Origin of the sequence: Flavobacterium sp. (assembly GCF_036782315.1) — a bacterium.
In the GTDB taxonomy this organism is placed as follows: domain Bacteria; phylum Bacteroidota; class Bacteroidia; order Flavobacteriales; family Flavobacteriaceae; genus Flavobacterium.
The window spans coordinates 42,856-55,712 of the sequence record NZ_DAIPZK010000005.1 but is presented as its reverse complement, the minus strand read 5'-3'; the positions used below and the strand labels follow the sequence as shown (position 1 = coordinate 55,712).

Annotated in this window: 19 protein-coding genes; 9 read left to right on the top strand and 10 right to left on the bottom strand. The window is 26.9% G+C overall.

Going from position 1 to position 12,857, the window contains the following annotated elements; all coding sequences use genetic code 11:
- The first annotated feature begins 3 nt into the window (after positions 1-3).
- The 9 genes from V7P59_RS06060 to V7P59_RS06020 all read left to right on the top strand — a co-directional run bounded on the left by V7P59_RS06060 (position 4) and on the right by V7P59_RS06020 (position 6,573).
- Positions 4-1,224: a hypothetical protein gene (locus V7P59_RS06060; protein WP_333809261.1), complete on the top strand. Its 1,221-nt coding sequence runs from the start codon at positions 4-6 to the stop codon at positions 1,222-1,224.
- A gap of 5 nt (positions 1,225-1,229) precedes the next feature.
- Positions 1,230-1,727, top strand: coding sequence for an SH3 domain-containing protein (locus tag V7P59_RS06055; protein WP_333809260.1), 498 nt, complete (start codon positions 1,230-1,232; stop codon positions 1,725-1,727).
- Positions 1,728-1,730: 3 nt separating this feature from the next.
- Positions 1,731-2,138, top strand: coding sequence for a hypothetical protein (locus tag V7P59_RS06050; RefSeq protein ID WP_333809259.1), 408 nt, complete (start codon positions 1,731-1,733; stop codon positions 2,136-2,138).
- 4 nt (positions 2,139-2,142) lie between these two features.
- Positions 2,143-3,408, top strand: coding sequence for an ABC transporter permease (locus V7P59_RS06045; RefSeq protein WP_333809258.1), 1,266 nt, complete (start codon positions 2,143-2,145; stop codon positions 3,406-3,408).
- Between the two features lie 5 nt (positions 3,409-3,413).
- Positions 3,414-4,334: a hypothetical protein gene (locus V7P59_RS06040; RefSeq protein WP_333809257.1), complete on the top strand. Its 921-nt coding sequence runs from the start codon at positions 3,414-3,416 to the stop codon at positions 4,332-4,334.
- Positions 4,335-4,336: 2 nt separating this feature from the next.
- A complete protein-coding gene (locus V7P59_RS06035) occupies positions 4,337-4,990 on the top strand; it encodes a hypothetical protein (protein ID WP_333809256.1) in 654 nt (217 codons plus the stop codon).
- A gap of 52 nt (positions 4,991-5,042) precedes the next feature.
- Positions 5,043-5,846, top strand: coding sequence for an endonuclease/exonuclease/phosphatase family protein (locus V7P59_RS06030; protein WP_333809255.1), 804 nt, complete (start codon positions 5,043-5,045; stop codon positions 5,844-5,846).
- Positions 5,847-5,917: 71 nt separating this feature from the next.
- The gene (locus V7P59_RS06025; RefSeq protein WP_333809254.1) at positions 5,918-6,331 is read left to right on the top strand and encodes a hypothetical protein; all 414 of its coding nucleotides are present in this window, start codon (positions 5,918-5,920) and stop codon (positions 6,329-6,331) included.
- A gap of 29 nt (positions 6,332-6,360) precedes the next feature.
- The gene (locus V7P59_RS06020; protein ID WP_333809253.1) at positions 6,361-6,573 is read left to right on the top strand and encodes a hypothetical protein; all 213 of its coding nucleotides are present in this window, start codon (positions 6,361-6,363) and stop codon (positions 6,571-6,573) included.
- A 501-nt stretch (positions 6,574-7,074) separates the two neighbouring features.
- On the opposite strand, the gene V7P59_RS06015 is transcribed toward V7P59_RS06020, so the two are convergent.
- The 10 genes from V7P59_RS06015 to V7P59_RS05970 all read right to left on the bottom strand — a co-directional run bounded on the left by V7P59_RS06015 (position 7,075) and on the right by V7P59_RS05970 (position 12,793).
- Complete coding sequence (locus V7P59_RS06015) at positions 7,075-7,563, bottom strand: DNA-deoxyinosine glycosylase (protein ID WP_333809252.1); 489 nt, start codon at positions 7,561-7,563, stop codon at positions 7,075-7,077.
- A gap of 261 nt (positions 7,564-7,824) precedes the next feature.
- Entirely contained in the window at positions 7,825-8,175 is a 351-nt protein-coding gene (locus tag V7P59_RS06010) for a hypothetical protein (protein WP_333809251.1), read from the bottom strand.
- A 2-nt stretch (positions 8,176-8,177) separates the two neighbouring features.
- Positions 8,178-8,417, bottom strand: coding sequence for a YtxH domain-containing protein (locus tag V7P59_RS06005; RefSeq protein WP_333809250.1), 240 nt, complete (start codon positions 8,415-8,417; stop codon positions 8,178-8,180).
- Positions 8,418-8,436: 19 nt separating this feature from the next.
- Positions 8,437-8,592 (bottom strand): lmo0937 family membrane protein, encoded by a 156-nt coding sequence (locus tag V7P59_RS06000; RefSeq protein WP_333809249.1) that lies wholly within the window; start codon positions 8,590-8,592, stop codon positions 8,437-8,439.
- A gap of 5 nt (positions 8,593-8,597) precedes the next feature.
- Positions 8,598-9,107, bottom strand: coding sequence for a hypothetical protein (locus V7P59_RS05995; RefSeq protein ID WP_333809248.1), 510 nt, complete (start codon positions 9,105-9,107; stop codon positions 8,598-8,600).
- Between the two features lie 17 nt (positions 9,108-9,124).
- The gene (locus tag V7P59_RS05990) at positions 9,125-9,310 is read right to left on the bottom strand and encodes a CsbD family protein (protein WP_333809247.1); all 186 of its coding nucleotides are present in this window, start codon (positions 9,308-9,310) and stop codon (positions 9,125-9,127) included.
- 253 nt (positions 9,311-9,563) lie between these two features.
- The gene (locus V7P59_RS05985) at positions 9,564-9,938 is read right to left on the bottom strand and encodes a hypothetical protein (RefSeq protein ID WP_333809246.1); all 375 of its coding nucleotides are present in this window, start codon (positions 9,936-9,938) and stop codon (positions 9,564-9,566) included.
- A 422-nt stretch (positions 9,939-10,360) separates the two neighbouring features.
- Entirely contained in the window at positions 10,361-11,290 is a 930-nt protein-coding gene (locus V7P59_RS05980; RefSeq protein ID WP_333809245.1) for an MlaD family protein, read from the bottom strand.
- Positions 11,291-11,306: 16 nt separating this feature from the next.
- Positions 11,307-12,041: an ABC transporter ATP-binding protein gene (locus V7P59_RS05975; RefSeq protein WP_333809244.1), complete on the bottom strand. Its 735-nt coding sequence runs from the start codon at positions 12,039-12,041 to the stop codon at positions 11,307-11,309.
- A complete protein-coding gene (locus V7P59_RS05970) occupies positions 12,038-12,793 on the bottom strand; it encodes an MlaE family ABC transporter permease (protein WP_333809243.1) in 756 nt (251 codons plus the stop codon). Before V7P59_RS05970 ends, V7P59_RS05975 begins: the two co-directional genes overlap by 4 nt.
- Positions 12,794-12,857 lie beyond the last annotated feature (64 nt).

Sequence of the window (12,857 nt, the reverse complement as noted above, 5' to 3'; positions counted from 1 at the left end):
AGTATGAATCAGTTTACAAAAAAAGTTATTGGCAAAAACAATATCCCAGAAACAGACAAAGGGGTTTCATTTCTTGATTTAATATCAATTATTAGTAATGACAAATTAGGCAATAAACTGTTGGAACTACTCGATAAGGAATCATATAAAGATGACTTTATAAAAATTCCTGGGGCAGCTACACTAGTCTCTATACAAAAGAAAATAAATAAGAGGTATTGGAAAGAAGATTTAGAAAGTTCACTTGAAAATATCAATCTGTATAACGATAAAAAATTTTCAATAAATTTTAATTCTTTAGAGAAAAACGAATACTTCAAAGATTTAAAATTGAAAAAAATATCAACAGAACCACTTTATTCAGCTTCAAGAGATTTTTTCTCTTCTCTTTTAAATATGGATAAATATGCTTCTTCGTTAATTAGTAAAGGGCATAGAGACATTGTAGATGCAAATTTAAATCTTTTAAAAACTATTCAAAACACCAAAAGAAAGTACAGAGTACTTCATGATAGAGAAGAGAATCTTTTCTTTTTAAGAGCAATTGTTTCATTAAATAAATATTTTGATTACAATAACAACATTGCAGTTGTTATTGGTTTATTGATGTTACACAATGAATCAAAATCTTCTAAAATAGATTATAAGCTACTCCGATGTGAATATAATGAATCTTTTATTAGAATGTTTTTTGAAAGTACACAAGTAAATGAATTAGAAAACATTGGGCAAGTTAAAAATATCATTCAAATTTCAAATGATGAAATAAAAAGAGAAGCATTAAGATTTACTGGGGTTTGTACAATATCTTTTAAAGATTCTCAAAATCAACTTGGGGAATTATTTATTCAACCACAAGACATTAAATCTAAAATTTTATCAATAAAACATAATCAAGTTCCATCAACTGCAATCGAAGAATTATCAAAAATCAATAATTCAAAAAAGGTTCATCAAGAACTTTACAACGATATTACTAAAATTTCAAAAATTAAAGACCCAGAACAAATCAAATATTTAGTAAGAAAAAAAATTGAAAATGCTAAAGGTGAAGAGGTAAAAAGATTTAAACAACAATATCTAGATGAATTGAAAAATGGCGCAAAAAACATTATTCAATTACTCACAATATTCAAAAAAATGGAGCTATTATCTAACGAAGATATAGAATCGTCTGAATATATAAGATATATCATTTATAATGCATTAATTGAAAAAAAATAAAAATCATGAAAACAATAACTATTATAGCATTTTTATTAAGTGTTTTTTATCATTCAAATGATAAAAAAGATTTTATTTCGTCTAATTATGATTGTTCAACTTCATACGATGAAATTGGAAGATGTACAGGTTCTGCATATTGTACAGCATGTAAAAATTGCTCAAGGTGTGCTCACTGCTCTAATGGAGGTACTTGTGGCGTTTGTAGCGGAACTTCTAATAATTTCTATTCAAGTGAGAAAAAAAAGTCAAGAAAAACAACTTCTACAAATTATTCAAACAAGTTATACACTACTAAAAAATATTATTATGCAGATGAAGAAATTACAATATATAATGACTCCATAAATCTTAGAGAAAAACCTTCAACTTCATCAAAAATTCTTGAAAAATTATCATTTGGAGATAAAGTAATCTTTATTGAAAAAACTGGTGATTGGATTAAAGTAAAAGTCGAAGAAAATGAAAATATTGGTTATTTATATTCTAAAATATTAAAATAAATTATGGAAAATTCAAATATTACATTAGAACTTAAAAGTCATTTTATCAGATTGTATCAAATGGCATTAGCAGATGGAAACTTTGATATATTAGAACTACAAATGTTATATCAATTAGCGAATGAAAGAGGTATACCAAATTCAGAATTAGATAAATTATTTTTGACTCCATCAAATCACGATGCTCAAATTCCAATAGATTTAAACACAAGAATTGAATTTTTATATGATTTAACCTGTATGATTTGGGCTGATAAAATAGTTACAGATGATGAGTATAATGCATTAATTAAATACTGCAAAAAATTTGAATTTCTTGATGAAAATGTTGAAGAATTAGCAAATTACTTAATTCAGTGTGTCAAAGATGGAGTAAAAAAACAAGAAATAATTAACCAATTAAACTCTTAAAGGCATGAAATCATTAAAAGAATTATTTAGCCTAAAAAAAACAGAAGAAGCTACAACAAATTCTGTTAAAGCTGTTGAAGAGGATAGAGAGCAAATAAGAATAACATATTATCAGAGTGGATTTGCAGCATCAGTAAAGGCAACAGGGAAACCAATTGTTTTTAAAGCTTGTTTGCAAAATCTCTATTATAGTTTTGAGGATCAATGCAGAAAACAAAAAGACGAACAAGAAAGATTAAAACAACCATATAAAGAAGAACAAGAAAAGCATAAAATTGAATTAAAGAAATTTGAAACAGGTTTATCAATTCATGAAAAAAAAGAGGAAGAATTAAACAATAATATCGAAAATCTAAAACAGGAAATTGTTGAAGTTCGAAAAAATCCTGATAAGTACATTGAAGGGATTAAAGGATTAACTGCTCAATTTTATATAGGTCTTTCTTTATTGATACCAATTACTTTATACCTTTTGGTGTTTTATGTTTCCGCCTCTTATTCTGCTTTCTTCAAAAAATTTTCGGACGATAGTTTAACTGCTGCAATTTTTGATAAAGATGCTTTCACAAATGCATTTGGAGATAGCTGGCTTGAAGGTGTTTTGGTAATAACTATTCCTTTTGTTTTCATGGGTTTAGGATACGTAATCCACATGGTTCAAAAAAGTTCAAGCATCAAAAACACAATACGTTTAATATCACTTTTTACACTTACTTTTTTATTCGACGGTTTATTAGCATATATCATTGAGAAAAAAATATATGATTTTAATAAAACACCAGATTCACCCTTATATAATTTAAAAATAGCATTAGGTGAAGCTGAATTTTGGATGATAATTTTTGCGGGGTTTGTTGTATATGTTATTTGGGGATTAGTTTTTGATTTTGTGATGAAAGAATATGAAAAATTAGACGCAATAAAAATTTATATCCGTTCTAAAAATGAAGAAATTAAAAACATCGAAAAACAATTAGTAAAAGTTACCCATTTAGTAAATGATTTTAAAAATAAAATTATTGAAGAAACAGGTAAAATAAACTTACTCCAATCAAAAATTGATGGTTTTGTTTTCCCTATCAAAGAATATTTAAATTATCATAATCAATATAAGGAAGGGTGGTTTCAAGCTATTGGAACAGAAATAGCACTTGCCAAAATCTCAAAAGAAGAATTATTATTAGAATGCGATAAAACAGCTAATGAGCATCTTGAAACATTAGGTCTAATTAACCCAGATTTTCAACATTTAGTTTATTCAAAAAATTAAAAACTATGAAAAATATTTTTAAATTCTTTTATACGTTCATTATCATTTTATTTTTCTCTTCATGCAAAAGTGATTATAAAAGCGGAGATTCATCAACAAAAAAAGAAAATACAGATAGCAAAATCGAAAAAAAAGACAAAAACGAAAATTATAACATTAGTATATTAATTGATTTATCAGATAGAATTAGCACTACCAAATATCCTAACCCAACAATGGAGTATTATCAAAGAGATTTAGGATATATTAATTCTATTTCAGAAGCATTCAGTTATCATGTTAGAAATAAAAAAATAATGCGAATGAATGATAATATACAAGTCTTCTTCAATCCAAATCCTTTAAATTCTGAAATAAATAAAATTTCAAATAACTTAAAAATTAAGGTTGATAAAAAAAACGCAACCAAAGAATTTATTAATTCTATTAATAAAACTTATACATCAGAGATGTCTAAAATATATGAATTAGCCTTAAAAGACAATAATTTTATTGGATCTGATATTTGGGGCTTCTTTCAAAATAATATTAAAGATTATTGTATTGAAAAGAAGCATAGAAATATTCTTATTATTTTAACTGATGGATATATTTTTTATAAAGACAATAATTTCAAAGAGGATAATGAATCAACTTATTTAACTCCAGAATTAATTCGCTCTTATAACTTAAATAACAAAGATTGGAAAGAAACTTTAGAAACAAAAAAAATAGGTTATTTAAGAGCAAATGATGATTTATCAAATCTTGAAGTTCTTGTATTAGGAATCAATCCTAGCAAAAACAACCCCTATGAAGGTAAAATAATTAAAGAATTCTGGAGCAACTGGTTTAGAGAAATGAATGTAAAACGTTTTGAAATCAAAGAAAGTGCTTTGCCTAGTAATATGGATAAAGTAATTAAGGAATTTATAGAGAATAGATAATCATGAAAAAAATATCAGTAAACAAATTAGCAGAATACCTTAAGGCAGATTCTGTTAGAAGAAGAAGAATTATAGAAGACCAAAAAGAGCCTATGGATTTCATTTCAATTAGATATGCGGATGCAAGAAAAGCAATGATAAACTTCATAATAAGAGATTTTAATAAATCCATTATAGAAAGTGAAATTGAACAATTATCAAGTAAAATTAATGAAAATGATTTCCAAGAGAATGATGTAAAAACATCAATTGAAGCCTTAAATTGTTTCTTAAATATTGAATTACCAGAAGAATTACTAAAATTTAAAAGAGTAAAATCGAATAAGAAATATGTTTTAAAAGTAAAAGACTTAAATATTAATATTAATCCAGATGTATTAATAAAAGGCACAATAAAAAATAAACCTTTCATCGGGGGAATTAAATTTAACATCGTTAAAGGGCATAAATTGAATGATGATGACAGAAAAAATGTGGCAACATTAATTCATCAAGTATTAGAAGAACAATCAAAGGATACTCCAAATTTGAATTTTTGTATTTCTATTGATGTTTTTAACATGACCTTTGATAGCGCTCCTAAATCATATAAAATGAGAAGAAAACAAATAGAATTTGCTTGTGATGAACTTAGTATTATTTGGGATTCAATATAAAAAATTAAACTTATTACTTTTGTGTTAAGGAAATTTATGATAGTTTAGTTTTATGAAGAAGATATTTTATTTATTACTCTTTTTATCATGTCATATTTTATTCTCCCAAGTCAAACTCCTTTCTTGGAATGTAGAAAATTTAGGAAGTTCAAAATCTGACAAGGATATAGCTTTCATTGTAAAAACCATCAAAGATTATGATGTTGTTGCTTTGCAAGAAATTGTAGCTGGTGATGGCGGTGCACAAGCTGTAGCTAAATTAGCGGAAGAACTCAATAGAAAAGGTTTAAAATGGGATTACACCATAAGTGACCCAACCAGTAGTAATGCCTACAAGACGGAACGCTATGCTTTCTTATGGAAAACAAATAAAGTTAAAAAGATTGGTGATGCTTGGTTAGAGAAAAAATACCATTTAGAAATTGACCGTGAACCCTACTATTGCACATTTGAATATAATGGTAAACAATTTACAATTGCTAACTTTCACGCCATAACTAAAAGTAAACAACCCGAAACCGAAATAAAATACTTTAAATTTTTATCAGCACAATATCCAACATTGAATTTACTTTTTGTAGGCGATTTTAATTGCCCACAATCGCATACTGTTTTTAATCCTTTGAAGAAAATGGGCTATACATGTGTGTTTATTAATCAAAAAACTTCGTTAAAAAAAGAATGTGATGAAAACGAGTGTTTGGCTTCTGAATTTGATAATATTTGGTATAATTCTTCAAAAATCAGCATTAGTAACTCTAAAGTAATTCACTTTTATGAATCTTTTGAAACATTAAAAGAAGCAAGAGAAATCTCTGATCATATTCCAATTACAGCAGAAATTACAATTAAATAATTTACCGTTCTTTACGGAAATCCGTAAAATATTAATTTGCGTTTATTTTACTTTTAAAATAAAAATATGTCATGAAGAAACTATACTTTCTAAATAGAATTTTATTAGTGCTGATATTTGCATTTTTCTTCAATTGCAAAGAAAACAATAAAAAAAAGGAAGCAAATGAAAAAGAGCAAATTAAGCCTTTTTTAAAAAAACCACCTAAGGATGATATTACTTTTCATATCGATACTACAAAAGAATATGAATATCGAACAGGTACTTCAGGTGATTATACTTACAACTACAATGCTTATGGTTTTGATAAAAATGGAAATGAAGTAACAGGAAAAATTACTGTTAATGGCAAATATGGAAATGGAATTCTCTTTAATCTTAATAATGAAGAAATAGATATAGATGTAGAATGGATTGGTAAAGGAAAATTACTTGCAACCGATAAAGATGGAAACGAATATGAATTGTCTGTTGATGAAGATTAATTCTTATATTTAAAAATCAAAATTTTACTATGAAAAAGCTAATTTTACTTTCTTCAATTTTACTACTCTCTTCTTTTAATTCAGTAGAAAGCGATGTTTATATATGTGGCGCAAAAGGGGCAAAAAAATATCATTTTTCTAAAACATGTAGAGGTTTTAGCAGTTGCAAACATGAAATAAAAAAAGTCACACTTAAAGAAGCAGAAAGTTATGGTCTGACACTATGTGGCTGGGAGAATTAGTTTTCTATAATTCTACATAGTAATTTATACAATATTAATAAAGTTTGCTACTTTTTTAGTGCAGATTAATACATTACTATTAATAGTAAGAATCTATTTTTTAGATGATTTGCAAATAAATTGTTGTTTTTATGTTAAAAGTATAACCATTTTTTATAAAATAATTTGAACAAATTTTGTTATCAATAAATCTGATACATGAAGCCTCATTTTTTTTTACCATTTTCTTTGTTTTTAAGCCATTATATAAAATAAAAAGGAGTGCAATATTGCGTTCCCTCTTATCGCTAGTATTGAAAATATAGTTGTTTTTCAGATTGTTGTTTTCTTAAAATATTTTCATCACTAAATCTGAAATATTACCAAGTCATCATATCAATTCATCAGACAATTAAGTTTTGACTCAACAACTTCAAATCTTCCTTAAAAAAGTTCGATTCACCTCCACTCTGCTCCACAAAAAAACCTGTAAAATTATTTTTTACAGGTTTTTTTTAAATCTTACATTGTTATTGATTTTATTTTGCTCCATTCTTCTAGTTTTTTTTCGAATGTAATACCTGCATTTGCTGGGCTTGTTGAAGGCATAGTGAAGAATTGATAATAGTTTGAAACTTTTACATGTTTATGAAATAATTTTGCCGCCTTTTGACCATTGAAAACAATATATTCAATATTAGGGTGCTGGCTTAAGAAAGTTTCAAAAGAATTAGGTATTTCTTCTTTTATTGCACTATCTAAACTTCCTTCTCTAAAACAAGCATGTAAAACATCCCAAATAGCAATATTATTTTGTAAAGCTATTTTTTTTCTTATCTCATAATCAAATGAAAATGGTTCATTAAAAATAGTAAATAGTAGTCTCCAAAAGGCATTTCTTCCATGTCCATAATATTGATTGAGTTGCAAAGAAGTAATACCAGGCATAGTTCCTAAAATTAAAACTTTAGCATTTACATTTGAAATGGGAGGAAATGAGTGTATGATCATAAAGTATACTATTTAATCAAACAATTATGATTTATTGCAAGCACAAATAAAAATTCTTACTAGTTAAAAATTAGAATCATGCAATTTAATTAAATATATTATTTATAAAACAAAAAAACCGATCCCCTACAGTCGGTTTTAATGTATTGAAAAAATAGAATTCATTTGATAGATATAATGACTTTTTTCAATAAGGAGTATTTTAAAATTCCTAAATTCAAAAATTGATTTTGAATAGGAAAAATGAAATAAATAATTTTATTAAGAATCTAAAACTTTTGTTTTTTTGATAATCGCATTGCTCACAGATGTTTTAATCCATTTGCCTCTTAATGCTAATATTAACCAACCTATAAAAACATTAATGATGGCTATGGCAAAAAAACCATAATAAACTTTGACAAAATATTCTCCTAAATAAAGAGCTAAGCCAATTTCTAAAAACAGTAAAAATAAAACAACAACGATAATTAAAATTAAATTTACAGCTAAATCAGAAAATATGTCTGCTAATTTGGAAATTGCTTTATATTTATATAATTCTAAGGTTGTTTTATAGTAACTTTCTGCTTTTTCAATTAAGTTTTCTATCGCTGTTGTGTTATTTTCCATGATTATAGATTTTTATTTTGGTTGACTGAATTCATGACATTTTCTTCCGAATTATCATAACTCTCTGTAGCTTGATTTTTTAACTCGCTCAACTGATTTTTTAAATCATCGATATAATCTTTTCCTTTATCCATGATTTTTTTTCTTGTGTTTGAACCTTTATCTGGTGCAAATAATACTCCGATTGCTACTCCAATTCCCATTCCTAATAGGACGCTTAAAGCTGTTCTTGTTGATTCCATAATGATTATTATTAAGTGATTAATTAATATTTCTTCCCCTTATAAGTCTTAATAATATTGCAATTGCTGCAATAACTAATAAGATGTGAATTATTGATCCGGCACTGTAAGCAAAAAAACCTATAGCCCACGCGATAACCAGAATAACCGCAATAGTGTATAATAAATTACTCATATTAATTATTTTTTGTTATTAACTGTTAAATTTCGCAATGCATTTCCTAATCCTTCCATATCGGAATCAAATTCACGTTTGAAAGACTCCCAATCGGTTTGGTTGTTATCGTAATCAGAAATTTTCTTTTTCAAAGCTTCATTTCTTTCTTTTAAATCACGTATATTTTTCTTGTAATTGGCATCAAAAGTGCTACCCGGCTTATTCATACCTTCTGTTAATGAATTTATTTGAGCTTCATTTTTAGCAATTTGTTCATTAGCCTTATTTTTATATGTATTCCACTCTGCCATTTGATTTTGATTTTCAATGGCAGTATCGTTATATAGAGGAGTTTCTGTATTATTTTGATTTTCTTCGATAATGGTATCGTCAATATCACTACCTCTCTTTTCTGTATCAGATTTACAATTGATAAGAGTAATTGATAATAAACAAACTAATACAAAAGATAAAACTCTTACTTTAGTGTTAATTAATGGAAACAATCCATTTGTATATTTAACTGATTTCATATCTAAAATTTTAAAAATTATAATTCTTCTATTAACTTCTCAAACTCTTCATCTGATTTGCCTAATTTCTGTTGAAGCTTGCCTAAAATTTCATCTCTCTTTCCTTCTTCATATAGCAAATCATCATCAGTTAAATTCGCAAATTTTTGTTTGATTTTTCCTTTAAATTCTTCCCAATTCCCTTCTAATTGTCTTGTGTTCATAGCTATAATTTTTAGTTAATAATTATTTATAATTTCGGCTGAAATTTGTTCAATATGAAGTATCCAAAAACTCTTTTTTATCCTATTTAAAAAAAATAAAACAGGTATTGATAACTGTATTTAGAAACATTCAATTGAAACTTGTTTTTTCTATAATTGTAAAGTTCGATATAACACCCATAATTGTTATTATACAATTTTTAGCAAGGTTTTCAACTTTCCTAGATTTTATTTTTCTCAATAATTGTTTGATTTAACTTATATAAAAAAACTCATTAACAAATTCAAGCTGTTCATCGTGTGAGAGTTCCTCGGAATTTTTAAGGATCACTTTATTGATTAAATCTTTATTATTCTTTTTCAAAATATTTGAAAATTGAATTTTAGCATTTGTGGGACCAAATAATAGTATACATTCATAATGAAGTAAACAATTTTTGAGCTCTTTATAATATTCATGTTGTTTAATTGACAATTTATATGTTTCCCCCCTTTGAATCTTTTTTCTCATCTCGTCTGACATAGAACCTGATTCAATTGTTTTTAACATCGACGCTGTATGAATATATTCTATAATATTGGCAAGGGAATAATCCACGTAAACTGCAACTTTTTTTGATTCTTTCATTATAGCATTTTTAAGCTTTTAAAATGATATGGTTGTACTATAAGAAAATATAATGAGAAACAATGAATACAGAAATAGTAATGATAAAGTCAATTACAAATTGATCTGCTATTAGTAATCCATTTTAATGATGAGAGAACATCCCTAAAATGTAATTAAAAATAATGGGAAATTGTTCGTCAAAATAAATCATAAAAAAAGAAAGTCCAAGTTTTTAATACTTTGTTGTACAATCTAAACTCGATTTAATAATTAATCCTCAATTGATTTTTAATAACAATTTGCATTACTTAAATAATTTTGTTTTTAAAGTAATAAAAATGGACAATCTTCTTTTACTACAAATTTATTGGCTAAGGACATGAAAAAAGTTAAGTAATATTATTGAAATGTTACATAATTTTTAGGTTGAGCTATCATTTTCAATATTTCTTTTTCTCTTCTGCTTTTTTCTTTTTCCTAAAATAACCTCGCAATAAAAAATTATGTTTTGCTGCTTCTTCTAATTCAATTAAATTTTTAGAACCTTTTTCAATATTTATTAATGAGGAATCAATAGATGTTCCCAACCTTTCGTCATCAATTAATTTTGAGAGAACGTTATCTTTATTGTTTATTTTTTTTGCCATTGCTTTGAATTCAATAGAACTATTTTCAAGATTTTCAAGTGTTTCTTCAATAGAATTAGCAAATTTAGGATCAGTCATTACTCTTGATAATGTTCCATTTTTATCATTCATATTTTTGGTAAAAACAATAAATTCTTGTGAGCTAATCTGTAAATTTTGAATAGTTGTATCGAGACTATTTCCAAGTTTTTCATCAGTTAAGACTTTGTTTAGTATGCCTTTACTCTGATTAACTTTAATACTAAACTGCGAAAGTTGTTGAGTAGCATTTTCTGCATTATCTACTGTTCTTCGAAGATGCATCATCAAATCTTCAAATTCAATAGTTTTTACAGAAGCTATCGTGGCATTATTCTCTACAATTTTATTAGATGAGCTACCTGGAGAAATTGTTAAAATCTTGTCGCCCATTAATCCGTCTGAACCAATACTTGCAATAGCATCTGTTTTAATGTATTTTCTAACATTCTCTTTGATAGTTAGATGCACTAAAATAACTGAATCGGAAATAAATTCAATATTCTTAACTGTACCAATATTTATTCCTGAAAATCTAACGTTATTTCCCTCTTTTAAGCCACTTACATTCTTAAAATAGGATTTTAAATGAAACGTAGAGCTAAACAAGTTGTTATTATTACCAATATAATATATGGTTACCATAAATAAAGTTATTCCTAAAATAACAAACATTCCTAATTTCCATTTATAATCCTTTTCCATAACATTTGATTTTAAATTAAACAAAAAAAGAACGCACCCATTCATCGCTGCTTTCTTCTAATTCATCATAACTTCCCTCTGTATAAATAGATCCATCTTTAAGAATAATAATTCTATTACCCGTTAGTTTAGCACAGGCCATATCATGTGTAATGATTAACGATGTGGTTTTACGTTTTTTTTGTACTGAGATGATGAGTTCACTTATTTCTCTGGAAGTTATTGTATCTAAACCTGATGTAGGCTCATCGTATAAAATAATTTCAGGACGAATAATTAATGTTCTGGCTAATGCTATTCGCTTTTGCATTCCGCCCGATAATTCTGCTGGCATTTTGTCAATAGCTTCTTCCAAGCCTACGTCTTCAAGCGCCTCAATTATATTTTGTTGTATTTGATCTTCTGTAATTTCTGTCTTGTGATGTTTTAATGTAAAAGCTAAATTTTGTCTTACTGTCATTGAATCATAAAGTGCTCCGTTTTGAAACATAAATCCAATTCTTGATCGGATTTCATTTAGCTCATTACTATGCAAATCAGAGATTACTTTATCAAAAACCTTAATTTCACCTTTATCTAATTTTACTAAACCAACTAAACATTTTATTGTGACTGATTTACCCGAACCCGATCGACCTAGAATAACTAAATCTTCTGTTTCATTAACAACAAAATTTACATCTTTAAGTACTTCATTATCGCCAAATGATTTATATACATTTTTAAACGATATAATTACTTTATTATTCATAATAAATCTGTTATTTGAACGGCTATCATATCAATTACAAAGACAGAAAGTGACGCTGCCACTACTGCTTCATTAGCAGCAACACCAACACTTGCCGTACCTTTTGAAACATTAAAACCTTTATAACAGCCTATTAGTCCAATAAAAAAACCGAAAAAGAATGTTTTTATAAGAGCGGGTATTAAATCTGAAAACTCTAGATTCTCAATTACTTCAGAAAAATAAGCATAGAAACTCATGTTTCCACGAATATTGAATCCTACATATCCACCAAAAATCCCAACGAAAGCGGCAAATAATACTAATATGGGTAGCATTAATGTTGAAGCTAAAATTCGTGTTACAACTAAGTAATTATATGGATTTATTGCCGAAACTTCCATGGCATCAATTTGTTCCGTAACTTTCATTGAGCCTAACTCAGCACCAATTCCTGAAGCAATTTTGCCAGCACAAATTAAAGCTGTTACTACTGGAGCAATTTCTCTAACTAATGATAAAGAAACCATACTAGGCAACCAACTTTCGGCTCCAAATTGAACCATTGTTGGACGTGACTGAATGGTTAAAACCAATCCCATTATAAATCCCGTTACTGAAACAAGACCAAAAGATCTATAACCCACAACATAACATTGCCTTATAAATTCGTTAATTTGAAAAGGTCTATTAGAGATCTCTTTAAAAAACTTGGTTGCAAATAATGTAAAGTTAGTAGTGTCTTCAAATATGTTGATTAAATATGATCTCATAAATTGCTTGTTTGAATAGGAGATTAAAACGAAATGCGATATAATTTTAATCAAATAGCGGATT